The following is a 23,457-nucleotide window of genomic DNA, read 5'->3' as shown; positions in this document are numbered from 1 at the left end:
ATGCAGGACCTGTTCGCAGGCGTGAAGCGCCGGCTGGCGCAGCGTCCGGATTCTGAGCATGGCCAGGCCATCGTGCGGGTGGTGCTGATCTCGCTGATCCTGGTCTATGTGCTGCTGGCAGGCGCCCGCCTGCATCGGCTGGAGCAGTACCAGGGCGTATTGGCCACGGTGCTGACCGGACTGGGGCTTTCGCTGTTGCTGTTCGGTTGGCTGCTGTGGAGGCCGCAGCGCTCCGACCCGCGGCGGGTGGCCGGGATGCTGGCCGACTACGGCCTGATTGCGGTCGGCATGATCCAGATGGGTGAGCCGCTGGCCTGGCTATATGCGGTGGTGATGTGGGTGACGGTCGGTAATGGCCTGCGTTTCGGGTCGCGATACCTTGCCGCCGCCATCGTGCTGGCAATGGCCAGTTTCGGCACCACCGTGCTGTTGACGCCGTATTGGCAGGCCAACCTGGGCCTGGCCATTTCCCTGTGGTTGGGGTTGCTGGCGGTACCGTTGTGCTGCTCCTCCCTGCTGCGCCGAAGGATGCGACATCCGACCATGGATACGACTTCCGCCGCTGGCTCCGACAAGCGTTCGCTGCTGGCCCGCTTCAAGCAGCGCCTTTCCGGGCGCGAAGACAGCGAGCACGCACAGAACCTGATCCGTATCGTGATCACGGGGTTGTTCATCAGCTACCTGGGCTGGCGTTCGCTGAGCGGCGGTGGCGAGGCGCTGACCACGACCTGGTTGATCCTGGCTTTCGAGCTGACCATTTCCGCCGGTCTGCTGACCGCGATCCTGATCCACCCCGGCGTGTCGCATGTGCGCCGGGTGATCGGCATGCTGACCGACTACACCTGCATGGCCTGGATCATGACCATCCAGGGCGAGCCGGCGGCACCGCTGTACGCGGTGATGCTGTGGGTGACGATCGGCAACGGCATGCGCTACGGCAGTACCTACCTGCGCGCGGCCACGGCCATGGGCTGCATGGCGTTCCTGTGCACGGTGATGCTGTCGCCATACTGGCGCGGCCACGACTACCTGGGCTGGGGCCTGTTGTTGGGTCTGGGTGCGATCCCGCTGTACTTCGATTCGCTGCTGCATGCATTGACCCGGGCGGTGGCCGAAGCGCGCCAGGCCAACGAGGCCAAGAGCCGCTTCCTGGCCAACATGAGCCATGAATTCCGCACGCCGTTGAATGGGCTGGCCGGCATGACCGAAGTGCTGGCCACCACGCGCCTGGACGATGAGCAGCGCGAGTGCCTCAACACCATCCAGGCCTCGACCCGCAGCCTGCTGGCGCTGGTGGAGGAGGTGCTGGACATCTCCGCGATCGAAGCAGGCAAAGTGCGGGTGGAGTGGCACGAGTTCGCGCTGGCCGACGTGCTGCAGGCGATCAACCTGATCCTGACTCCGCAGACCCGCTCAAAATCGCTGGACTACCGCGTCCAGGTGGACGAGAACGTGCCGCCGCGCCTGCTTGGCGATGCCGGGCACCTGCAGCAGATCCTGCTGAACCTGATGGGCAACGCGGTGAAGTTCACCGACAGTGGTTACGTCCATCTGCGTGTGTCCAGTCCCGACGCGCTCGGAAGTGAGCGGGTACGCCTGCGTTTCGAGATCGTCGATTCCGGCATCGGTGTGCCGGTGGCCCTGCGTGGCCGCCTGTTCAATGCGTTCGAGCAGGGCGACGTTGGCCTGGCCCGTCGCCACGAAGGCACCGGCCTGGGCACGGCCATCGCCAAGGGTCTGGTCGAATCGATGGGCGGCCAGGTCGGCTACGCGCCGAACAGCCCGCGCGGCAGCGTGTTCTGGGTCGAGATCACGCTGGATGTGGCTGTTGTCGCGGCGACACAGGTGGCGCCGCCGGACCCGGCCGAGGCCGGCAATGTCATCGCCTTCTCCAACCCGTTCCTGCGCCATCGCGCGCGCGTGCGCAGCCTGCGCGTGCTGGTGGCCGACGACCACGAAGCCAACCGCATGGTGTTGCAGCGCCTGCTGGAAAAGGCAGGTCACAAGGTCACCTGCGTCAATGGTGGTGCCGAGGTGCTCGATGCGCTCGAGCAGGCCAGTTACGACGCAGCCATCGTTGATCTGCACATGCCTGGCATGAGTGGCCTGGACCTGCTCAAGCAGCTGCGGGTGATGCAGGCCAGCGGCATGCCCTACGTGCCGGTGATGGTGCTCAGCGCCGACGTCACCCCCGAATCGATCCTGCGCTGCGAACAGGCTGGCGCCCGCGCGTTTCTGGCCAAGCCGGTGGTGGCCACCCGCCTGCTTGAGGTGCTGGCCGATGTGGCGGCCAACACCCGTGCCGAATCCGGCATCCAGTCGGTGCCCGCGTTGCCGGTGGGCGATGGCGTGCTCGATACCGCGGTACTGGACGAACTGGCCTCGCTGGGCATGGGGGATGGCTTCGAACGGAAGTTCATCGACCAGTGCCTGGTGGACGTCGACGCGAGCATGGGCCGGTTGCAGGTCAGCGGAGAGTGCCAGGATTGGGAGGACTTCCGCGAGCATGCGCACGCACTGCGCGGCGTGGCGAGCAACCTGGGGCTTGTCCAGGTTGCCGCCTCCAGTGGCGAGATCATGCGCATGGCGGACTGGCAGCTGAAAGGCGAGTGGAACACCCGCCTCGGCAGTCTGGCAGCCGCCCTGCGCAACGGCAGGAATGCACTGGCTGCCCGAAGTGCGGGAGCACCGCACCGCGATGACAGTGAGCGCAACCCGTCCTGAACCGCCGGGCTGTCAGGCCGGGTCGCCATTGCGCCGGGCCTGCGCCCGCACCAGTCGATCCATCGTGCGCAGGGACTTCTCGCCCAGCTGCATGGCGGTATCTACCCAGATCTCGGTGATCCGCATCATTTCGTGCAGCGGCACCATGGTGGCGATCTCGTTGACCTCGCGCATCGCCGCCCAGGCGTGAGGGATCCGCTTGCTGTCCTTGATCACCTGTTCGACCGCAGCCACGCCTTCGCCAACCGGTACCACGATGTCGACCAGACCCATGTCCTTCAGCTGGCTGGCGGTGTAGAGATTGCCTTCCAGCATGATCTTCTCGGCCAGGCGCGGGCTGATCCGCTGGCACAGGAAGGAGTAAGCGCCCATGCCGGGGAACAGGTCGAACAGCACCTCCGGCAGGCCCATCAGCACGCCTTCCTCGGCGATGATGGTGTGGCAGCTGAGGGCGGCCTCGAAGCCACCGCCCAGCGCATTGCCCTGGACCAGGGCGATGCTGTGCGCGCGGGCGCCCAGGCCGGCATGGAACGCGTGTACCCCGCGTACGCAACGCTGGGCGTAGTCGAGCAGGCGCGCGCGATCGCCTTCGCGGATCAGGCGGCAGAACAGCTCGAGATCGCCACCCAGGTTGAATACGTCGCTATCCGAGGCAAGGACGACATGCGGTGACAGGACGTGCGAGGCACTGAGGCGATCGCCCAACTCGCGCTGGTAATCGACGATGTCATCGACCAGGCGTGAAGCAAAGCACGGCCGGCCCGGTTGATTGACCAGATTGGCGTGCATGTGGATCCAGTAGACATCCCGCTCGGGCTCTTCGGTGATGCGCAGGGTGGGGTGCTGCGACGGGCGGGTGATGATGGGGCGTACTGCGGACATGGGAGTTCTCCGTGTGACCGTCCGGCCAACCGCAGAGCGGACGGAGAAGGATGGGGGGCGAGCTGAACGTGCGGCGGCGACTGATTCTATGCACCCCTCGTGAACCGCCCGCAAGCGCTGTGCCAGCCAAGTTCCGGCAACAAAAAGGCCCCGCCGTCGCCGGCGGGGCCCCKGGAAAATCACGATGCCCGGAAACCCTTACTGGGCGGGCGTATCACGCAGCTCGCGACGGAGAATCTTGCCGACATTGGTCTTCGGCAGCTCTTTTCGGAATTCTACGATTCTGGGGTGCTTGTAACCGGTCAGGTTTGCCCGGGCATGTTCCTTGACCATTTCGGCGGTCAGGTTCGGGTCCTTCTTCACGATGACGACCTTGACCACCTCGCCGGACTTTTCGTCGGGGACGCCGACCGCGGCCACTTCCAGCACGCCCGGCATCATCGCGATGACATCTTCGACTTCGTTCGGGTACACGTTGAAGCCGGACACCAAGATCATGTCCTTCTTGCGGTCGACGATGTAGAAGAAGCCCTGATCATCCATCTTCGCCATGTCGCCGGTGTGCAGCCAGCCGTCGGCGTCGATGGCCTTGTCGGTTTCCTCGGGGCGCTGCCAGTAGCCCTTCATCACCTGCGGGCCCTTGATGCACAGCTCGCCCACTTCGCCCAGCGCCAGGATGTTGCCGTTGTCGTCCTTGATGCAGGCGTCGGTGGACGGAATCGGCAGGCCGATCGAGCCGTTGTACTCGGGCAGGGTAAGCGGGTTGATGCACGCCGCCGGCGAGGTCTCGGTCAGGCCGTAGGCCTCGACCAGGGTGACGCCGGTGGTCTTCTTCCAGCGTTCGGCCACCGCGCGCTGCACGGCCATGCCGCCGCCCAGGGTGAACTTGACCGACGAGAAGTCGATCTCGTCGAAGCCAGGGGTGTTGAGCAGGCCGTTGAACAGGGTGTTGACACCGGTGATGGCGGTGAAGCGGGTGCCCTTGAGCTCCTTGACGAAGCCCTTCATGTCGCGCGGGTTGGTGATCAGGTGGTTGCAGCCACCGAACTTCATGAAAACCAGGCCGTTGGCCGTCAACGCGAAGATGTGGTACAGCGGCAGGGCGGTGATGATCACTTCCTTGCCCGGCTCGATGCCCGAGGTCGACAGCCACGCCGAGGCCTGCTGCATGTTGGCGATCAGGTTGCGGTTGGTCAGCATCGCACCCTTGGCCACGCCGGTGGTGCCGCCGGTGTACTGCAGGAAGGCGATGTCGTCGTGGTCGATCTCGACCGGCGGAAGCGTGTGCCGGCTGCCCAGCGCAAGCGCCTGCTTGAAGCGGACAGCGCCCTTGATGTGGTAGTTGGGCACCATCTTCTTGACGTACTTCAGCACGAAGTTGACGATCGCGCCCTTGGCGCCGAGCAGGTCGCCCAGACCGGTGGTGACCACGTGCCTGACCGGTGTATCGGCGATGACCTGCTGGACGGTATCGCCGAAGTTGTCGACCACCACCAGGGCACTCACGCCGGCATCGACCAGCTGGTGCTTGAGCTCGCGCGCGGTGTACAGCGGGTTGACGTTGACCACGGTCAGGCCGGCGCGCAGCACGCCGAAGGTGGCTACCGGGTACTGCAGGCAGTTGGGCATCATCAGGGCGACGCGATCGCCCTTCTTGAGCTTGAGCTCACCCAGCAGGTAGGCCGCGAACCGGGTGACCAGCGCATCGGTTTCACCGTAGGTGAGCACCTTGCCGAAGCTGGAGTAGGCCGGACGGTCGCGGAACTTGGCCACGGAAGCGTCGAAGACCGAAGCGACCGAATGAAATTCATTGACGTCGATCTCGGCAGGAACGCCTTTCGGATAGCTCTGCAGCCAGGGACGATCCAGACTCATATTCCCCCTCCAGGAATCGTGATGTATTAGGTTGCGGCCCTGAGCGTAGCGACAATGGCCGTTCATTGCAGCATACCCCGCCGTAGGGAAAACGCGAAGAGGCCCCGAGGGGCCTCTTTGCTTGGTAATGCCGGCCGCWGGCCGGCATCTGCGCKCGATCGGGATTMCGGTGGATGCCGGCCAGCGGCCGGCACTGCCGTGGCCCCAAGCGGGGCGCTTGCGTCAGCCCTGCTTGCGTACCGGTGCGCCGTTGGCCTTGTAGTACGGCGCGGTGCTGCGGGCCAGCGGGGTGCGGCCGCGGATCACGTCGGCCAGCTTCTCGGCCATCATGATGGTCGGCGCGTTGAGGTTGCCGGTCACCACCTGCGGCATGATCGAGGCGTCGACGATGCGCAGGCCTTCCAGGCCGTGCACGCGGCCCTGGCCGTCGACCACCGCCATCGGATCATCGGCGTGGCCCATCTTGTTCGAGCACGACGGGTGATAGGCGGTCTCGGCATGCTCGCGCACGAACGCATCGATCTGCGCGTCGGTCTGCAGCGCGCTGCCCGGCGAGATCTCGCGGCCGCTGTACGGGGCCAGCGCCGGCTGCGCGAAGATCTCGCGGGTGATGCGGATCGCCGCGCGGAACTCGCGCCAGTCCTGGTCGTGCGACATGTAGTTGAACAGGATGCTCGGATGTTCGCGCGGATCCTTCGAACGCACGTGGATGCGGCCGCGGCTGGGCGAGCGCATCGAGCCGACGTGCATCTGGAAGCTGTGTGCCTTGATCGGGTTGGAGCCGTTGTAATTGATCGCCACCGGCAGGAAGTGGTACTGCAGGTTCGGCCAGTCGAACTCGGCGTCGCTGCGGATGAAGCCGCCGGCCTCGAACTGGTTGCTGGCGCCGATGCCGGTGCCCAGGAACAGCCACTCGGCACCGATCGCCGGCTGGTTGTACAGCTTCAGTGCCGGCGCGAGCGACACCGGCTTCTTGCACTCGTACTGCAGGTACATCTCGAGGTGATCCTGCAGGTTGGCGCCGACGCCGGGCAGGTGGTGCACCAGGTCGATGTCCAGGCTGCGCAGCAGATCGGCCGGGCCGACGCCGGAGCGCTGCAGGATCTGCGGCGAGGCGATGGCGCCGCCGCACAGCAGCACTTCGCGGCGGGCGGTGGCACGCTGCGGTTGGTCGTTGTGCAGCCACTGCACGCCCACCGCGCGCTTGCCCGAGAACAGGATGCGGTCGGTCAGGGCGTGGGTGACGATGGTCAGGTTCGGGCGCGGCTTGGCCAGGTCCAGGTAGCCGCGGGCAGTGCTGGAGCGGCGGCCCTTCGGGGTTACCGTGCGGTCCATCGGGCCGAAGCCTTCCTGCTGGTAGCCATTGAGGTCGTCGGTGCGCGGGTAGCCGGCCTGCACGCCGGCTTCGACCATCGCGGCGAACAGCTCGTTGTTGCCGGCCTTCGGGGTGGTCACGCGCAGCGGGCCATCACCACCGTGGTAGTCGTTGGCGCCGATGTCGCGGGTTTCGGCCTTGCGGAAGTAGGGCAGGCAGTCCAGGTAGGTCCAGTCTTCCAGGCCCGGCATGCTGGCCCAGTTGTCGTAGTCCATCGCGTTGCCACGGATGTAGCACATGCCGTTGATCAGCGACGAGCCGCCCAGGCCCTTGCCGCGGCCGCAGTCCATGCGGCGGTTGTTCATGAAGGGCTCGGGATCGGTCTTGTACGCCCAGTTGTAGCGCTTGCCCTGCAGCGGGAAGGCCAGCGCCGCCGGCATCTGGGTACGGAAGTCGAGCCGGTAGTCCGGGCCACCGGCTTCCAGCAGCAGCACGCTGACATCGGCATCTTCGGTGAGGCGGGTGGCCAGCACGTTGCCGGCCGAACCGGCGCCGATGATGATGTAGTCGTACTCGTTATGGGTGCTCATGGGTGTCTCCTGCAGGCCGGGGCGCGCTGCGTGCAGGCGTCCCGGCGGAATGTCGGATCGGCACGGTGGCCGGACGATGGGGCGCGCAGGGCGCGCCGGTCAGAACACGCTGGCGTAGTCGCCCAGCTCGACCTGCACCGACTTGATGCGGGTGTAGTGGCCGAGGGTGGAGATGCCGTTCTCGCGGCCGACGCCGGATTCCTTGTAGCCACCGACCGGCATTTCTGCCGGCGATTCACCCCAGGTGTTGATCCAGCAGATGCCGGCTTCCAGGCGATGGATGATGCGGTGGGCGCGGCTGACGTCCTTGCTGACCACGCCGGCGGCCAGGCCGAAGGTGGTGTCGTTGGCGCGGCGCACCACTTCGTCCTCGTCGTCGTAGGCGAGGATGCTCATCACCGGCCCGAAGATCTCTTCGCGGACAATCGTCATGTCATCGCGGCAGTCGGAGAACACGGTCGGCAGCACGTAGGCGCCATTGGCCAGTGCGCCGTCAGTGGCACGGCCGCCGCCGGTCAGCAGTCGGGCGCCTTCGGCCTTGCCGCTCTCAATGTAGCGCAGCACGTTTTCCATGTGCGGGAAGCTGGTCAGCGGGCCGAAGTTGGTTTCGGCGGCCATCGGGTCGCCGATGCGGATGCGCTTGACACGCTCGACAACGGCGGCCTCGAAGGCGGCCAGCATGCTGCGCGGCACGAACACGCGGGTGCCGTTGGTGCAGACCTGGCCGGAGCTGAAGAAGTTGGCCATCACCGCGATGTCGGCGGCACGGTCCAGATCGGCGTCGTCGCAGATCACCAGCGGCGACTTGCCGCCCAGTTCCATGGTCACTTCCTTCAGCGACGAGGAGGCGGCGCTGGCCATCACCTTCTTGCCGGTGGCCACGCCGCCGGTGAAGGAGATCTTCTCGATCACCGGGTGCTCGGTCAGCCACTGGCCGATCTCGCGGCCCGGACCCTGCACGACATTGAACACGCCGGCCGGCACGCCGGCTTCGGTGTAGATCTCGGCCAGCTTGATCGCGGTCAGCGGAGTCACTTCCGAGGGCTTGAACACCATCGCGTTGCCGGCGGCCAGGGCCGGAGCCGACTTCCACATGGCGATCTGGATCGGGTAGTTCCAGGCGCCGATGCCGGCGACCACGCCCAGCGGCTCGCGGCGGGTGTAGAAGAAGCTCGACTCGCGCAGCGGCAGCTGGATGCCTTCGATGGCGGTGGCCAGGCCGGCGTAGTACTCGACCACGTCGGCACCGGTGACGATGTCCACGGTGGTGGTCTCGGCCAGCGCCTTGCCGGTGTCCAGGCTTTCCAGGTGGGCCAGCTCGTCGTTGCGCTCACGCAGGATCTCGACGGCGCGGCGCAGGATCCGCGAGCGCTCCATGGCGGTCATCGCCGCCCACACCTTCTGGCCTTCGGCCGCGCTCTGCACGGCGCGCTCGACGTCGGCCTGGCTGGCGACCTGTACCTCGGCGATCACTTCACCGGTGGCCGGATTGACGGTCTTGAAGGTCTTGCCGCTGGTGGCATCGACGCGCTGGCCGTGGATGTAGAGCTGTTGGACGGGCAGGGTGGTCATGGGGGCGTACTCCTTGGAAGGGGGCGGGTGCTGAAGCGCTTATAGCGCGCCAGCCTGCAACTGGAAGTCGATATAGCCGTAAGCGATGCGCCGGGACTTCTCGGCGTTGAACTGGCCGCCGACCAGGCTGCCGCGCAGCCACAGGCCGTCGATCATCGCGGCCAGGCCGCGGGCGGCCAGGCGGGCCTGCGGGTGGGGCAGCAGGCGGTTGAACTGGTGGCACAGGTTGGAGAAGAGGCGCTGGTCGTTGGCGCGCTGCAACCGGGCCAGTTCCGGCTGGTGCATGCTGGCGGCCCAGAAGGTCAGCCAGACGCGCATCGCGGTGCCATTGATCTGGCTGTCGTCGAAGTTGCCATCGACGATGGCGCGCAGCTGCTCGCGCGGGTCGTCACCAGCGTCGGCACGGTAGCGGGCGACCGCGTCCTTCAGTTCACGCAGGATCTGCCGCATTGCAGCATTGAGCAGGCCGTCCTTGTCGCCGAAGTAGTGGGCGACGATGCCGCTGGACAGCCCGGCCTTTCTGGCGATGGTGGCGACGGTCGCGTCGGCCATGCCGATCTCGTCGATGGTCTGGAAAGTGGCCCGGATCAGCTGCTCGCGCCGTACCGGTTCCACGCCTTTCTTCGGCATTGTCTCTCCACGGATTGCGACCCGAAGGATCGGGCTGCCCGCCATTATGCTTTTTATTGATTGAACGTTCAATCAATAAACCATAGGATTCGCTCGCGCCCCACGCCATGGGCCCGGTTTACCGGTCCGGCCCCGCCCATGTGCTCCCCCGGACTGATGAGACGACCCCATGTCTTCCCTGGCTCATCCCAAGCGCTCGCCCCTGCGCCTGAACCGCTTTGTCTTCTTCAGCTCCTCGGTGTCGATCGGCATCCTCGGGCTGCTCACCGTTCTCTATCCCGAAAGCAGCGAACACTGGCTGCAATGGGCGCAGGCCGAGGTGTCGGCGGCGTTCGGCTGGTGGTACATGCTGCTGATCGTGCTGTGCCTGGGCTTCGTGCTGTGGCTGGCATTCTCACCCTATGGCCGCATCCGCCTGGGCCACAACGAGGAATCACCAGCCTTCGGTTACGTGGCCTGGGTCTCGATGCTGTTCTCGGCCGGCATCGGCATCGCGCTGCTGTACTACGGCGCCTACGAGCCGCTGGACCACTTCCTCAATCCGCCCGGGCAGCCCGGTGGCACCGTGGCCGCCGGCCGCGAGGCGATGGTGCTGACCTTCCTGCACTGGGGCCTGCACGGCTGGGCGCTGTATGCGCTGGTCGGCGTGGCGCTGGGCTATTTCGCCTACCGCCGCGACCTGCCGCTGGCGCTGCGCTCGGCGCTGTACCCGATCTTCGGTGATCGCATCCACGGCCGCATCGGAGACATGGTGGATGGCTTCGGCATCCTTGCCACGCTGATCTCGATGGTCACCAACCTCGGCATCGGTGCGCTGGTGGTGCAGTCCGGCCTGGTCTACCTGTTCCACATCCCGGATACGCCGCAGGTGCTGGTGGCGATCGTGCTGGTGATGATGGTGGTGGCCACCATCGGCGTGGTGGCCGGTGTGGAGAAGGGCATTGCCTGGCTCTCCAACCTCAACGTGCGCCTGCTGTGCGGCCTGCTGCTGTTCGTGCTGATCACCGGCCCGACCCTGCACCTGTTCGACGGCCTGATCCAGAACACCGGTGATTACCTCGGCGCGTTCGTGCGCAAGAGCTTCGACATGTACCTCAACGACCCGAAGGGCCGTGAGTGGATGGGCTCGTGGACGCTGTTCTACTGGGCCTGGTGGATCGCCTGGGCGCCGTTCGTCGGTCTTTTCGTGGCGCGCATCTCGCGTGGCCGCACCATCCGCGAAGTGATCATGGGCGTGCTGCTGATTCCGCTCGGCTTCACCCTGGCGTGGCTGTCGATCTTCGGCAACACCGCCATCGACCTGGTGCTCAACCACGGCCAGGCGATCCTGGGTGACGTGGCCCAGCACGATGCGGCGATGACGCTGTTCAAGCTGCTGGAGTACCTGCCCGCCGCGCCGTACGTGGCCGGCGCTGCAGTGGTGATCGGCTTCGTGCTGTTCCTGACCCCGGTCGACTCGGGCACGCTGATGATCGCCAACCTGTGCACCCGTCGCGTTGATGATGGCGTGGAAGACGGGCATGACGCGCCGATCTGGCTGCGCGTGTTCTGGGCGGCCGGCATCACCGTGGCAAGCGTCGGCCTGCTGCTGGCCGGCAACTTCAGTGCGATGCAGACCGCGGTGGTGCTGTGCGGCCTGCCGTTCTCGTTCACCCTGGCGTTCTACATGTGGGGCCTGCTGAAGGCACTGCGCACCGACCCGGACGCCCCGCGGCGGTAGATAGCGCCGGGCCCTGCCCGGCAAACGCGAAAGCAAAGGGCCGGATCTGTGAGGATCCGGCCCTTTGCGTTTGCTTCCGGGATCCGCCGGGCATGGCCCGGCGCTACCAGTTACTTGGCTGCCAACTGGCGCAGCACATACTGCAGCAGGCCGCCGTGGCGGAAGTACTCGACTTCCTTCGGGGTCAGCAGCATCACCGAGACTTCGAAGGTCTTCTTGGTGCCGTCAGCCTTGGTTGCGGTGACCGTGGCGCGCTTGCTGGCACCGTCCTGCAGGCCGGTGATGTCGATCACTTCCGAACCGTCCAGGCCCAGGCTCTGTGCATTCTCGCCGTTGCGGAACTGCAGCGGCAGCACGCCCATGCCGACCAGGTTGGAGCGGTGGATGCGCTCGAAGCTCTCGGCCACGACCGCCTTCACCCCCAGCAGCAGGGTGCCCTTGGCCGCCCAGTCACGCGACGAGCCGGTGCCGTATTCCTTGCCGGCCAGCACCACCAGCGGCACCTTGTCGGCCTTGTACTTCATGGCTGCATCGTAGATCGCCAGCTTTTCCGGCTGGCCGCCGCCGGCCGGGTAGTACAGGGTGTTGCCGCCTTCCTCGCCACCGAACATCAGGTTCTTGATGCGGATGTTGGCGAAGGTGCCGCGGACCATCACGTCATCGTTGCCGCGGCGGCTGCCGTAGCTGTTGAAGTCGGCCGGCTGCACGCCGCGCTCCTGCAGGAAGCGGCCTGCCGGCGAGTCCTTCTTGATGTTGCCGGCCGGGGAGATGTGGTCAGTGGTGATCGAATCGCCGAACAGGCCCATCACGCGTGCGCCGTGCACGTCGTCGATGCTGCCGGTCTGCATGGTCATGCCATCGAAGTACGGCGGGTTCTTGATGTACGTGGAGGCATCGCTCCACTCGTACAGGTTGCCGTCCGGCGAGGCGATGGTGTTCCAGCGGGTGTCACCCTTGAACACGTCGGCGTAGTTCTGCTTGAACATCTCCGGGCCGATGGTGGCGGCGATGACGTCGCCGATTTCCTTGTTGCTCGGCCAGATGTCGCGCAGGAACACCGGCTGGCCATCGCTGCCGGTACCCAGCGGCTGGGTGGTCAGGTCGATGTCGGTGGTGCCGGCGATGGCATAGGCCACCACCAGCGGCGGGCTGGCCAGGTAGTTCATCTTCACTTCGGGGTGCACGCGGCCCTCGAAGTTGCGGTTGCCGGACAGTACCGAGGTGACGACCAGATCGCCGGTGGCGATGCCAGCGCTGACTTCGGTCGGCAGCGGGCCGGAGTTGCCGATGCAGGTGGTGCAGCCGTAGCCGACCACGTAGAAGCCGATCTTCTCCAGCTCCTTCAGTACGCCGGCCTTTTCCAGATAGTCGGTGACCACGCGCGAGCCCGGGCCGAGCGAGGTCTTCACCCACGGCTGGCGGTTCAGGCCCTTGGCGGCCGCGTTGCGGGCCAGCAGGCCCGCACCGATCATCACCGCCGGGTTGGAGGTGTTGGTGCAGGAGGTGATGGCAGCGATGACCACCGCGCCGTCCTTCAGGCGGACCTTGCGGCCTTCGGTTTCGATGTCGGCGTAGCCCTTTGCCAGCTGCTCGTTGCCGACCGCGGCACCGCCGCCTTCGTTGACGAACGAGGAGACATCGTCGCTGCGCTTGTCACGGTTGGTGGTCAGGCCAACCAGGGCTTCGCGGTAGTTCTTCTGCACGTCTTCCAGCAGCACGCGGTCCTGCGGGCGCTTCGGGCCGGCCAGCGACGGCTTCACCGTGCCCATGTCCAGTTCCAGCGTGGTGCTGTACTGGGCGTGCGGGCTGCCCGGTTCGTGCCACAGGCCCTGCGCCTTGGCATAGGCTTCAACCAGATCGATCTGCTCTTCGCTGCGGCCGGACAGGCGCAGGTAGTTCAGCGACTCGGCGTCGATCGGGAAAATGCCGCAGGTGGCGCCGTATTCCGGCGCCATGTTGCCGATGGTGGCACGGTCGGCCAGCGGCAGGTGCTGCAGGCCGTCACCGTAGAACTCGACGAACTTGCCGACCACGCCCAGCTTGCGCAGCATCTGGGTGACGGTCAGCACCAGGTCGGTGGCGGTGGCGCCTTCGGGCAGCTTGCCGGTCAGCTTGAAGCCGACCACCTGCGGGATCAGCATCGACGACGGCTGGCCGAGCATGGCCGCCTCCGCTTCGATGCCGCCCACGCCCCAGCCGAGCACACCGATGCCGTTGATCATGGTGGTGTGGCTGTCAGTACCGAACACCGTGTCCGGATACGCAACGGCCTTGCCGTCCTTGTCCGCGGTCATCACTACGCGGGCCAGGTTCTCCAGGTTCACCTGGTGGACGATGCCGGTGTTCGGCGGCACTACCTTGAAGTTATCGAAGGCCTTCTGGCCCCAGCGCAGGAAGCCGTAGCGTTCCTGGTTGCGCTGGAACTCGATTTTGCCGTTGAGGTCCAGCGCGTCCGGCTTGCCGAACACGTCGACCTGCACCGAGTGGTCGATGACCAGTTCGGAGGGAATCTGCGGGTTGATCTGCTCAGGCGAGCCGCCGAGCTTGACCACCGCGTCGCGCATCGCGGCGAGGTCGACCACGCAGGGCACGCCGGTGAAGTCCTGCAGGACCACGCGCGCCGGCATGAAGGCGATTTCGGTGTCCGGCTCGGCCGCCGGGTTCCAGCGGGCCACGGCTTCGATGTGGTCCTTGCCGACGGTGATGCCGCCGTCCTCGTGCCGGAGCAGGTTCTCCAGCAGGATCTTCATCGAGTAGGGCAGGTGGGAGATATCGAAGCGCTGGCCCAGCGTGGGCAGGCTGAAGTAGTCGTAGGTCTTGCCGCCGACGTTCAGCTGGCTGCGGGTGGAGAACGAATCGCTCATGCGGGGTAACTCCTTCTTGCGGATGGCTTGCAGTGGCCCGCGCATGGGCGGACCTGCTTGCGGTCGCCGCGGGCCTGACGGCCCCGGTGGTCCCAGTATGAACCCCAGACTGAATGGATTCATCCGGGCCGGGTTCCGGCCTGCGGCATCGGTTCCAGACTACAGGGGAAGGTGTATGGCGTATGTCACGTTTGTGGCCGATCCTTTGCGAGGCAAGGGCTGGCGGGTTGCCGGTCCTGTTCAGGGTGGAAGTATGCCCGGGGAAGTATGTATAATTTGTGCATACTCTGGAGGGCCTACCGATGGAAGCCACTGTTGCAGAACGCGGACAGATCACCCTGCCCAAGGCGGTGCGTGATGCCCTCGGCCTGACCAAGGGCACGCTGCTGAAGGTCGAGCTGGACGGCAGCCGCATCATCCTGCGCAAGAGTGTTGACGATGCCATTTCACGGGCGCGCGGCAAGTTCGCGCTGGACGGTTTCGAATCGTCCGACGCAGCGGTACGTGCGGTGCGTGACGAGGAATAAGCCGTGATGATCGCCGTCGACTCTCCGGTGCTGGTCGAGCTGCTCAGCAATGGCCCGCAGGCCGATGCCGTGGAAGCCATCCTCAGGCAGAGCCTGGTCGGTGGCCGTGTGGTGGTCTGCGGCGCGACCCTGGCCGAGGTCTGCGCATCGCTGCGTGGCGGTGCCGAGGTGCTCGAAGCGCTGGAAGAAATGGGCGTGCACTTCAACCCGATGGAAGCCAAGTCGGCGCTGCGCGCCGGCGAGATGCACCGCCGCCACCGCCAGCGCAGCGGCAGCCGCCGCAGCCTGGACGAATTCATGGTCGGCGCCCACGCACTGCTGCAGTGCGATGGCCTGATCACCTGGAACGACACGTTTTACCGCGACTACTTCAAGGGCCTGAAGCTGATCGTGCCGCAAGCCTGAGCCCATTTTTTTTCAACCTACGCATTACCCGGGAGTTGTCATGTTGGAAGCCTACCGCCACCACGTCGCCGAGCGCGCTGCGCTTGGCATCCCGCCGCTGCCGCTGAGCGCGCAGCAGACGGCCGATGTCATCGAACTGCTGAAGAACCCGCCGCAGGGCGAGGCCGAGTTCCTGCTCGACCTGCTGACCCACCGCGTGCCGGCCGGCGTCGATGACGCGGCCAAGGTCAAGGCCTCGTACCTGGCGGCGATCGCCCTGGGCAGCGAGCAGAACCCCCTGATCAGCCGTGAGCGCGCCACCGAACTGCTGGGCACCATGCTCGGCGGTTACAACGTTGCCCCGCTGGTGCAGCTGCTGGACGACGCCAGCGTCGGCACCATCGCCGCCAACGGCCTGAAGAAGACCCTGCTGGTGTTTGATGCCTTCCACGATGTGCAGGAAAAGGCAAAGGCCGGCAATGCCAACGCCCAGTCCGTGCTGCAGAGCTGGGCCGACGCCGAGTGGTTCACCAGCAACCCGGAAGTGCCGCAGAGCCTGACCGTCACCGTGTTCAAGGTACCGGGCGAAACCAACACCGACGACCTGTCGCCGGCGCCGGACGCAACCACCCGCCCGGACATCCCGATGCACGCCCTGGCGATGCTGAAGAACAAGCGCGACGACGCGCCGTTCACCCCGGAAGATGATGGCAAGCGCGGCCCGATCCAGCAGATCCTGGACCTGAAGGACAAGGGCCACCTGGTTGCCTACGTGGGCGACGTGGTCGGTACCGGTTCCTCGCGCAAGTCGGCCACCAACAGCGTGCTGTGGTGGACCGGCGATGACATTCCGTTCATCCCGAACAAGCGTGCCGGTGGCGTCTGCCTGGGTTCGAAGATCGCTCCGATCTTCTACAACACCATGGAAGATGCCGGCGCACTGCCGATCGAGCTGGACGTTTCGCAGATGGAGCACGGCGATGTGGTCGAGCTGCGTCCGTATGAAGGCAAGGCGCTGAAGAACGGCGAAGTGATCGCCGAGTTCCAGGTCAAGTCCGACGTGCTGTTCGATGAAGTGCGCGCCGGTGGCCGCATTCCGCTGATCATCGGCCGCGGCCTGACCGGCAAGGCGCGTGAAGCGCTGGGCCTGGCCCCGACCGACCTGTTCCGCCTGCCGGTGCAGCCGGCCGACAACGGCAAGGGCTTCTCGCTGGCACAGAAGATGGTCGGCCGCGCCTGTGGCCTGCCGGAAGGCCAGGGCATGCGCCCGGGCACCTACTGCGAACCGAAGATGACCTCGGTGGGTTCGCAGGACACCACCGGCCCGATGACCCGCGACGAGCTGAAGGACCTGGCCTGCCTGGGCTTCTCGGCCGACCTGGTGATGCAGTCGTTCTGCCACACCGCCGCCTACCCGAAGCCGGTGGACGTCAAGACCCACCACACCCTGCCGGAGTTCATCTCCACCCGTGGCGGCGTCTCGCTGCGTCCGGGCGACGGCGTGATCCACAGTTGGCTCAACCGCATGCTGCTGCCGGACACCGTCGGTACCGGTGGTGACTCGCACACCCGTTTCCCGGTGGGCATTTCGTTCCCGGCCGGTTCGGGCCTGGTCGCCTTCGCTGCTGCCACCGGCGTCATGCCGCTGGACATGCCCGAATCGGTGCTGGTGCGCTTCAAGGGCCAGATGCAGCCGGGCGTGACCCTGCGTGACCTGGTCAACGCGATTCCGCTGTACGCCATCAAGTCGGGCCTGCTGACCGTGGCCAAGGCTGGCAAGAAGAACATCTTCTCCGGTCGCATCCTGGAAATCGAAGGCCTGCCGGAGCTGAAGGTCGAACAGGCCTTCGAACTGTCCGACGCCTCGGCCGAGCGTTCGGCGGCCGGTTGCTCGGTGCGCCTGAACAAGGAACCGATCATCGAGTACCTGACCAGCAACATCACCCTGCTGAAGTGGATGATTGCCGAGGGTTACCAGGATCCGCGTTCGCTGCAGCGCCGTATCGAGAAGATGGAAGCCTGGCTGGCCAACCCGGAGCTGCTGGAGCCGGATGCCGACGCCGAGTACGCCGCCGTCATCGAGATCGACCTGGCCGACATCCACGAGCCGATCGTGGCCTGCCCGAACGACCCGGACGACGTGAAGACCCTGTCCGAAGTGGCCGGCGCCAAGATCGACGAAGTGTTCATTGGTTCGTGCATGACCAACATCGGTCACTTCCGTGCCGCTGCGAAGCTGCTGGAAGGCAAGCGCGACCTGCCGACCCGCCTGTGGGTGGCTCCGCCGACCAAGATGGATGCTTCGGAGCTGACCAAGGAAGGCGTGTACGGCACCTTCGGCGCCACCGGCGCGCGCATGGAAATGCCGGGCTGCTCGCTGTGCATGGGCAACCAGGCGCAGATCCGCGAAGGCTCCACCGCGATGTCGACCTCTACCCGCAACTTCCCGAACCGCCTGGGCCGCAACACCAACGTGTACCTGGGTTCGGCGGAACTGGCCGCGATCTGCTCGCGCCTGGGCCGCATCCCGACCAAGGAGGAGTACATGGCGGACATTGGCGTGATCAACGCCAATGGTGCGGAGATCTACCGCTACATGAACTTCGACCAGATCGAGGAATACCAGGACGTGGCCAAGACAGTCGCTGCCTGATGCGGTAACTGAAAACCCCCGGCTCGTGCCGGGGGTTTTTTTGTGGGCCGACGATGCACGGTAGTGCCGGCCGCTGGCCGGCAGCCTGTTGAAACGAAGAACCCTCGGTGAATGCCGGAGGTTTTCTTTGCTGTGTGATGCTCTGTAGAGCCAAGCCCATGCTCGGCTTTCCGGAGCAGGGCCCGGAAAGCAGCCGAGCGTGGGCTCGGCTCTACAGAGGTCCCATCAGCCGCGGGCGAGGGCGAGCAGCCGCTCGGCAATGCGCTCCAGCGGCACCTGTTCCTCAGCCGCGCCCAGCTTGAACGCGGCGCCGGGCATGCCCCAGACCACGCTGGTGGCCTCGTCCTGTACCAGTGTCGGGGCGCCCGACTGGCGCATTTCCAGCAGGCCTCGCGCGCCGTCGTCACCCATGCCGGTGAGGATGGCGCCGATGGCATTGCCACCCGCGCTCTGCGCGACGGAACGGAACAGTACGTCCACCGCCGGCTTGTGCCGATTCACCGCCGGGCCGTCGTCGACGCGGCAGCGCCAGCGTGCACCGTCGCGGATGATCCGCAGGTGCTTACCGCCTGGAGGCAGATAGGCATGGCCGGGCAGTACCGCTTCACCGTCGCTGGCCTCGCGCACGGCCATCGCCGAATGGCGGTCCAGGCGTTCGGCGAACGCACTGCTGAAGCTGGCCGGCAGGTGCTGGGTCATCACCACTGCCGGGGCATCGGCGGGCAGGCCTTCCAGCACGACGCGCAGGGCTTCGGTACCGCCGGCCGAAGAGCCAATCGCGATCAGCCGGTCGGTGGTGCGGAACTGTGGCGCGGCCGGACGCATCGCGGGTGCTGCTTCCAGCGTGAGCTTCGGTGAAGTTGCACGTACCAGTGGACGCACCCGCGAGCGCGCCGCCATCTTGACCTTGGCGATGATCTCATCGGCATAGCCCTGCAGGCCACGCGCCACGTCCAGCTTGGGCTTGGAGACGAAGTCCACCGCGCCCAGCGCCAGCGCCTGCAGGGTGGTGTCGGCGCCGCGCTCGGTCAGCGACGAAATCATGACCACCGGCAGCGGGTGCAGCCGCATCAGGTTTTCCAGGAACGCCAGGCCGTCCATGCGCGGCATCTCCACGTCCAGGGTGATCACGTCCGGGGCCAGGCGCTTGATCTTCTCGCGCGCCAGCAACGGGTCGGCCGCGGTGCCAACCACGTCGATGGACGGATCGCTGGACAGGATCTCGGTGAGCATCTGGCGCACGACGGCGGAGTCGTCGACGATCAGGACCCGGCAGGGGGCGTTGCCGGTCAGGGTCATTCGAACAGCTCCACGCCGCCGGTGACCGGTGCCTTGGACAGGCGCGCACGCACCGCCGATTCGGTCGCAGCGACCTCGGCTTCGTGCGCGTGCGGCAGGCGTTGCACCACCACGCGGCCGGTATCGGCAAAGAACCAGATCTTGCGCGGGTGGATGCCGCACAGGTCTTCGGCAATGATCGGGATGTGCTCGGCCTGCAGGTACTGGCGTACGAATTCGGCATTGCGGGTGCCGACCGGATTGCTGGTGAAGCCCTTCAGCACGTTGGCGCCGCCGAACACCTTGGCCTCGATGCGCTTGCGGTGGGCACCGCGCTTGAGCATGTCGTTGATCAGCAGTTCCATCGCGTAGCTGCCGTAGCGTGCGGGAGCACCGTCGCCAGCATTGCCTTCAGGCAGCAGGAAGTGGTTCATGCCACCGATCTTCAGCACCGGGTCGCGCAGGCAGGCGGCCACGCAGGAACCCAGCGTGGTGGTCAGCGCGGTGGTGTCATCGACCACCAGGTACTGGGTCGGCAGCAGTTTGGCCGCGATGGTCTGGAAGCGCGCATCCTGGTAGCGCATCACGTCGTCGGTACGCAGTGAGGCGTTCATGCGCCGGCCTTTGCCGCACGGCGATACAGCGTACGCCCGCAGGGCTGGATCAGGTCGGCGGCGTGCAGGTAGTTCTCCGAGTGCCCGGTATAGAGCAGGCCGTCGTCGGCCAGGTGCTGCACCAGGCGGCCGAGGATGGCACGCTGGGTGGGCTTGTCGAAGTAGATCATCACGTTGCGGCAGAACAGCGCGTCGAACGGGCCGCCGACGTCATAGCGCGGGGCCAGCAGGTTGAGCGGGCGGAACTCGATCAGCTCGCGCAGTGCGGGCAGCACCCGGCACTGGCCCTCGTTGGGGCCGCTGCCACGCTGGAAATAGCGGCGGCGCAGGTCCGGGTCGAGATTGGTGACGCGGTCGATGTTGTAGACGCCACGGCCGGCGGTGGCCAGTACCTGGGTATCGACATCGGTCGCGACGATGCGCACCGGCGGCTTCAGTGTTCCGAAGGCCTCGCAGGCAGTAATCGCCATCGAATAGGGCTCTTCACCGGTGGACGCCGCGCATGACCACAGCAGCAGCGGCGTGCGGCTGGAGCGCTGCTGCAGCTCTTCGCGCAGTTTGTCGAAGTGGTGCGGCTCGCGGAAGAACGAGGTCAGGTTGGTGGTCAGGGCGTTGGTGAACGCCTGCCACTCGTCGCCGTCTTCCTGCTCCAGATGGTCCAGGTACTGCTGGAAGCTGCGCATGCCCAGCGTGCGCAGGCGGCGCGACAGGCGGCCATACACCATGTCGCGCTTTGCCGGCGCCAGGGCGATGCCGACACGCTGGTAGATCAGATCGCAGACGCGGCGGAAATCACGGTCGGCGAACTCGAATTCGCGCGGACCAGTGACGATGGGGGTAGGACTTTGCACGGGGGACGTGTCCATCGGCGAGGGCGGTGGCCGGAGCCACCGCGGGTGGGTCTCAGAATTCCTGCCAGTCGCTGTCGCTGGCGACGAAGGTGCCGTCGCTACCGCTGCGACGGACCGGCGCGGGAGTGCGGGTCGGTTGCGGTCGCGCCACTGTGGTGATGCGCGCCGGTTCCACGCGTGCGGCCGCGGCCTTCACCGCGGCGGAGACCTGGTTGTCGAGACGGAAGATCGCCACGGCGTCGGCCAGCTGCGCGGCCTGGTCTTCCATCGCGCGTGCGGCGGCGGTGGCTTCTTCCACCAGCGCGGCGTTCTGCTGGGTGGTCTCGTCCATCTGCACCACGGTCTGGTTGACCTGCTCGATGCCCGCCGACTGTTCCTGCGAGGCGGCGGAGATTTCGGCCATGATGTCGGTCACGCGCTGCACCGAGGCGACGATCTCGCCCATGGTGCTGCCGGCCTGGTGGACCAGGCTTGAACCTTCGGCGACTTTGCCGACGGAGTCGTCGATCAGGCCCTTGATCTCCTTGGCGGCAGCGGCCGAGCGCTGGGCGAGGGTGCGTACTTCGCTGGCGACCACGGCAAAACCACGGCCCTGTTCGCCGGCACGGGCGGCTTCCACCGCAGCATTCAGCGCCAGAATGTTGGTCTGGAAGGCGATGCCGTCGATGACGCTGATGATCTCGGCGATCTTCTTCGACGACGCCTCGATGGCCGACATGGTGGTCACCACCTGGCCGACCACGCTGCCACCCTGCGAGGCCACGCCCTGCGCGCCGATGGCGAGCTGGTTGGCCTGGCGGGCGTGCTCGGCGTTCTGGCGCACGGTGGAAGTCAGTTCCTCCATCGAGGCAGCGGTTTCTTCCAGGTTGGCGGCCTGCTGTTCGGTCCGGCGCGACAGGTCACCGTTGCCGGAGGCGATTTCGCCCGCGGCCAACGTGATGCTGGACGCACTGGCCTGGATCTGGCCGACGATCTGGGTCAACTGCGCGACGGTGGTATTGGCGTCGTCACGCATGCGTGCGAACACGCCCTGGTAGTCACCGTGCATGCGCGCAGTCAGGTCACCTTCGGCGATGGCCGACAGCAGCTGCGAGAGCTTGCCCAGGTTGTCATCGCTGACCGCCATCATGGCGTTGAGGTTCTCCAGCATCAGGCGGAAATCGTGATCGAACTGCTGCGCGTCGCCGCGGCGGCTGAAATCGCCTGCGGCCGCTGCAGTTGCCAGCTGCTTGATCTCGGCGTTGATGCGCCCGAGGTTGGCCTTGACCGTGTCGACGGTCGTGGTCATCGCAGCCTTCTCGCCCGGGTAGCGCGCGATGTCGCGGCTCAGATCGCCGATCGCATACTGCTGCACCACGTCCAGCACGTCGTGCAGGGTCTGCACGTGGCTGCCGACCAGGGTGTTGGTCTCCTGCACCATCAGCCCGTACTCGCCGGGGAACACACTGGCGTCGATGCGGTAGCTCAGTTCGCCGCCATCATGGCGGCGCGCCATCTCGCGCTGGCCGCCGATCACGGCGTGCAGCTGCTGCTGCATGCCGGACATCGCCTCCAGCAGGCGGCCGGGCTCATCATGCGGCTGCGGGCCGATGTGGTTGTCCAGCCGGCCCTGGGCAATGCCTTCGGCGACGGCGGTGGCCTGCTTCAGCGGGCGCGCGATGCGATTGCCGATGACCCAGCTCAGTCCCAGCACGATCAGGACCAGAATGCCGCCGGAGACGGCCATGATGGCGGTGAACACCAGCGCCTGCTGCTGCACGCCGTCCATGTACACGCCGCTGCTGACCACCCAGTTCCACGGCGCGAACAGGCCGGCGTAGGCCACCTTTTCGATCTCGCCCTTGCTGCCCGGCTTGGCCCAGCGGTAATTGACGAAGCCGCCGCCGGCCTTGGCCGCTTCGACCTGGTCGTAGTAGATGCGTACGCCGTCGTCGGTGCGGAAATCCTTCATGTCCTTGCCGACCAGATCCTTGCGGAACGGGTGCATCAGCAAGTGGTAGCCGGTGTCGTAGATGTTGAAGTAGTAGGCATCGTTCTCGGCACGCATCACTTCCAGTGCCTGCAGCGCGGCGCTCTTCGCAGCGTCTTCGCTGAGTTCGCCGGTGCCGGCCAGGCGGTGGTAGTGCTGCAGGATGCCGTAGCTGAGTTCGACCTGGGTCTTCAGCGCGCTCTTGCGGGTCTCGGTGAGGTCCAGGTACTGCATGCGGGCGGCGATTACCGAGAGCGCGATCACGCCGAGCGCGATGAGCAGCGTCAGCAGGTTGAGCTTGCGCCGGACGGAGAGATTGCTGAAGTAGTGTTGCCAGCGATGCAGGAGATTCATCGAGCAGGACCAGGTCGATACGGGCGGGCGGCGCCGAGCCGGTCACGGCGGGACAAGCGGTGACAACCCCGTTATCGGCCGAAGGGGCGGGGGATTGAGGTGCGGTGTCCGAACGTATTCAGGTTTCCTTGCAGCGGCGGCTGCGGCGCTGCCTGCGGCAGGCTTTGGAAGCAACAGCAACAGCAACAGCAACAGCAACAGCAACAGCGGTTGGTCGGCGGTCACGGGGTGCGAGAAGGGCTTGGCCWGGGTGGGTTGGCGGGGGACGCCGTAAACCCGTCCTTGGGGGCTTGGCCGCGGCATCCATGGCGCCAACGGTCCCGCCAGCCCACCCCGACCCAGCCCTCTCGGCATTCCTGTGACGGACGGCAAGAGCGTTGGGTTTCCAAGTGGGAAGAGGGGGCAGATCCGTTTTCCTGCGGAAAGCGAATCTGAACCCGGAAGCGGTACTGTTGCTCTTGCTCTTCTTTCTTCAATCCGGGGTGGACGCGCACGGAAACTGTCCGTGGCCGGGAGGGTGGGCTGCGCAGGGGCGTGAGCCGCATGGATGCGGCGACCGAGCTTACATGGACGTACTTGCAGCGGCCCCTGCGCAGCCCACCCTCCCGGCCAACCCTCAGTAGCCACGCGCCTACCGCGACCACCCCGAGGGGCT

General features: G+C 66.2%; 15 protein-coding genes. 5 read left to right on the top strand and 10 right to left on the bottom strand.

Annotation, left to right across the window (positions count from 1 at the left end):
* A complete protein-coding gene (locus D7Y61_RS09270; protein ID WP_258010316.1) occupies positions 1 to 2,724 on the top strand; it encodes a response regulator in 2,724 nt (907 codons plus the stop codon).
* A gap of 12 nt (positions 2,725 to 2,736) precedes the next feature.
* Here the strand turns inward: D7Y61_RS09270 and D7Y61_RS09265 are convergent, their stop codons facing one another.
* The 5 genes from D7Y61_RS09265 to betI form a co-directional block, all read right to left on the bottom strand.
* Entirely contained in the window at positions 2,737 to 3,606 is an 870-nt protein-coding gene (locus D7Y61_RS09265; RefSeq protein WP_180866002.1) for a crotonase/enoyl-CoA hydratase family protein, read from the bottom strand.
* A 198-nt stretch (positions 3,607 to 3,804) separates the two neighbouring features.
* Complete coding sequence (locus tag D7Y61_RS09260) at positions 3,805 to 5,481, bottom strand: long-chain fatty acid--CoA ligase (RefSeq protein WP_180866001.1); 1,677 nt, start codon at positions 5,479 to 5,481, stop codon at positions 3,805 to 3,807.
* Positions 5,482 to 5,703: 222 nt separating this feature from the next.
* Complete coding sequence (gene betA / locus D7Y61_RS09255) at positions 5,704 to 7,386, bottom strand: choline dehydrogenase (RefSeq protein ID WP_006441623.1); 1,683 nt, start codon at positions 7,384 to 7,386, stop codon at positions 5,704 to 5,706.
* A gap of 99 nt (positions 7,387 to 7,485) precedes the next feature.
* The gene (gene betB, locus D7Y61_RS09250; RefSeq protein WP_180866000.1) at positions 7,486 to 8,958 is read right to left on the bottom strand and encodes a betaine-aldehyde dehydrogenase; all 1,473 of its coding nucleotides are present in this window, start codon (positions 8,956 to 8,958) and stop codon (positions 7,486 to 7,488) included.
* A 39-nt stretch (positions 8,959 to 8,997) separates the two neighbouring features.
* Positions 8,998 to 9,588, bottom strand: coding sequence for a transcriptional regulator BetI (betI, locus tag D7Y61_RS09245; RefSeq protein ID WP_180865999.1), 591 nt, complete (start codon positions 9,586 to 9,588; stop codon positions 8,998 to 9,000).
* Positions 9,589 to 9,757: 169 nt separating this feature from the next.
* On the opposite strand from betI, the gene D7Y61_RS09240 reads away from it, so the two are divergent.
* Positions 9,758 to 11,308, top strand: a complete 1,551-nt coding sequence (locus D7Y61_RS09240) for a BCCT family transporter (protein WP_180865998.1) — start codon at positions 9,758 to 9,760, stop codon at positions 11,306 to 11,308.
* Between the two features lie 110 nt (positions 11,309 to 11,418).
* On the opposite strand, the gene acnA is transcribed toward D7Y61_RS09240, so the two are convergent.
* Positions 11,419 to 14,172: an aconitate hydratase AcnA gene (gene acnA, locus D7Y61_RS09235; protein WP_134950756.1), complete on the bottom strand. Its 2,754-nt coding sequence runs from the start codon at positions 14,170 to 14,172 to the stop codon at positions 11,419 to 11,421.
* 302 nt (positions 14,173 to 14,474) lie between these two features.
* On the opposite strand from acnA, the gene D7Y61_RS09230 reads away from it, so the two are divergent.
* Genes D7Y61_RS09230 through acnB form a run of 3 tightly spaced genes read left to right on the top strand, consistent with a single transcriptional unit; the run spans position 14,475 to position 17,736 of the window.
* On the top strand, positions 14,475 to 14,699 hold the full coding sequence (locus D7Y61_RS09230) for an AbrB/MazE/SpoVT family DNA-binding domain-containing protein (RefSeq protein WP_005409505.1): 225 nt from the start codon (positions 14,475 to 14,477) through the stop codon (positions 14,697 to 14,699).
* A 6-nt stretch (positions 14,700 to 14,705) separates the two neighbouring features.
* Complete coding sequence (locus D7Y61_RS09225) at positions 14,706 to 15,104, top strand: type II toxin-antitoxin system VapC family toxin (protein WP_008267153.1); 399 nt, start codon at positions 14,706 to 14,708, stop codon at positions 15,102 to 15,104.
* Between the two features lie 40 nt (positions 15,105 to 15,144).
* The gene (gene acnB / locus D7Y61_RS09220; protein ID WP_180865997.1) at positions 15,145 to 17,736 is read left to right on the top strand and encodes a bifunctional aconitate hydratase 2/2-methylisocitrate dehydratase; all 2,592 of its coding nucleotides are present in this window, start codon (positions 15,145 to 15,147) and stop codon (positions 17,734 to 17,736) included.
* Positions 17,737 to 17,961: 225 nt separating this feature from the next.
* Here acnB and D7Y61_RS09215 read toward each other — a convergent pair whose 3' ends face one another.
* From D7Y61_RS09215 to D7Y61_RS09200, 4 genes are read right to left on the bottom strand one after another with little or no spacing between them, the layout of a single operon-like run.
* Positions 17,962 to 19,035: a protein-glutamate methylesterase/protein-glutamine glutaminase gene (locus D7Y61_RS09215; RefSeq protein ID WP_180865996.1), complete on the bottom strand. Its 1,074-nt coding sequence runs from the start codon at positions 19,033 to 19,035 to the stop codon at positions 17,962 to 17,964.
* Positions 19,032 to 19,628 carry a chemoreceptor glutamine deamidase CheD gene (cheD, locus tag D7Y61_RS09210; protein ID WP_014037083.1) on the bottom strand — a complete coding sequence of 199 codons (597 nt, stop codon included), beginning with the start codon at positions 19,626 to 19,628 and terminating at the stop codon, positions 19,032 to 19,034. Before cheD ends, D7Y61_RS09215 begins: the two co-directional genes overlap by 4 nt.
* Positions 19,625 to 20,494 (bottom strand): CheR family methyltransferase, encoded by an 870-nt coding sequence (locus tag D7Y61_RS09205; RefSeq protein ID WP_019338555.1) that lies wholly within the window; start codon positions 20,492 to 20,494, stop codon positions 19,625 to 19,627. Before D7Y61_RS09205 ends, cheD begins: the two co-directional genes overlap by 4 nt.
* A 37-nt stretch (positions 20,495 to 20,531) precedes the next feature.
* Complete coding sequence (locus D7Y61_RS09200; RefSeq protein ID WP_180865995.1) at positions 20,532 to 22,802, bottom strand: methyl-accepting chemotaxis protein; 2,271 nt, start codon at positions 22,800 to 22,802, stop codon at positions 20,532 to 20,534.
* Between the last annotated feature and the right edge of the window lie 655 nt (positions 22,803 to 23,457).

It is taken from the genome of Stenotrophomonas maltophilia, from assembly GCF_013464485.1.
Lineage (GTDB): Bacteria > Pseudomonadota > Gammaproteobacteria > Xanthomonadales > Xanthomonadaceae > Stenotrophomonas > Stenotrophomonas maltophilia_AW.
The sequence above is the reverse complement of the archived record's forward strand: the minus strand, read 5'-3'. Positions and strand labels throughout refer to the sequence as shown.

Bases quoted from the DNA above. Each gene is read 5' to 3' on its own strand.
- D7Y61_RS09270 (WP_258010316.1), top strand. From the start codon at position 1: ATGCAGGACCTGTTCGCAGGCGTGAAGCGCCGGCTGGCGCAGCGTCCG.
- D7Y61_RS09265 (WP_180866002.1), bottom strand. From the start codon at position 3,606: ATGTCCGCAGTACGCCCCATCATCACCCGCCCGTCGCAGCACCCCACC.
- D7Y61_RS09260 (WP_180866001.1), bottom strand. From the start codon at position 5,481: ATGAGTCTGGATCGTCCCTGGCTGCAGAGCTATCCGAAAGGCGTTCCT.
- betA (WP_006441623.1), bottom strand. From the start codon at position 7,386: ATGAGCACCCATAACGAGTACGACTACATCATCATCGGCGCCGGTTCG.
- betB (WP_180866000.1), bottom strand. From the start codon at position 8,958: ATGACCACCCTGCCCGTCCAACAGCTCTACATCCACGGCCAGCGCGTC.
- betI (WP_180865999.1), bottom strand. From the start codon at position 9,588: ATGCCGAAGAAAGGCGTGGAACCGGTACGGCGCGAGCAGCTGATCCGG.
- D7Y61_RS09240 (WP_180865998.1), top strand. From the start codon at position 9,758: ATGTCTTCCCTGGCTCATCCCAAGCGCTCGCCCCTGCGCCTGAACCGC.
- acnA (WP_134950756.1), bottom strand. From the start codon at position 14,172: ATGAGCGATTCGTTCTCCACCCGCAGCCAGCTGAACGTCGGCGGCAAG.
- D7Y61_RS09230 (WP_005409505.1), top strand. From the start codon at position 14,475: ATGGAAGCCACTGTTGCAGAACGCGGACAGATCACCCTGCCCAAGGCG.
- D7Y61_RS09225 (WP_008267153.1), top strand. From the start codon at position 14,706: ATGATCGCCGTCGACTCTCCGGTGCTGGTCGAGCTGCTCAGCAATGGC.
- acnB (WP_180865997.1), top strand. From the start codon at position 15,145: ATGTTGGAAGCCTACCGCCACCACGTCGCCGAGCGCGCTGCGCTTGGC.
- D7Y61_RS09215 (WP_180865996.1), bottom strand. From the start codon at position 19,035: ATGACCCTGACCGGCAACGCCCCCTGCCGGGTCCTGATCGTCGACGAC.
- cheD (WP_014037083.1), bottom strand. From the start codon at position 19,628: ATGAACGCCTCACTGCGTACCGACGACGTGATGCGCTACCAGGATGCG.
- D7Y61_RS09205 (WP_019338555.1), bottom strand. From the start codon at position 20,494: ATGGACACGTCCCCCGTGCAAAGTCCTACCCCCATCGTCACTGGTCCG.
- D7Y61_RS09200 (WP_180865995.1), bottom strand. From the start codon at position 22,802: ATGAATCTCCTGCATCGCTGGCAACACTACTTCAGCAATCTCTCCGTC.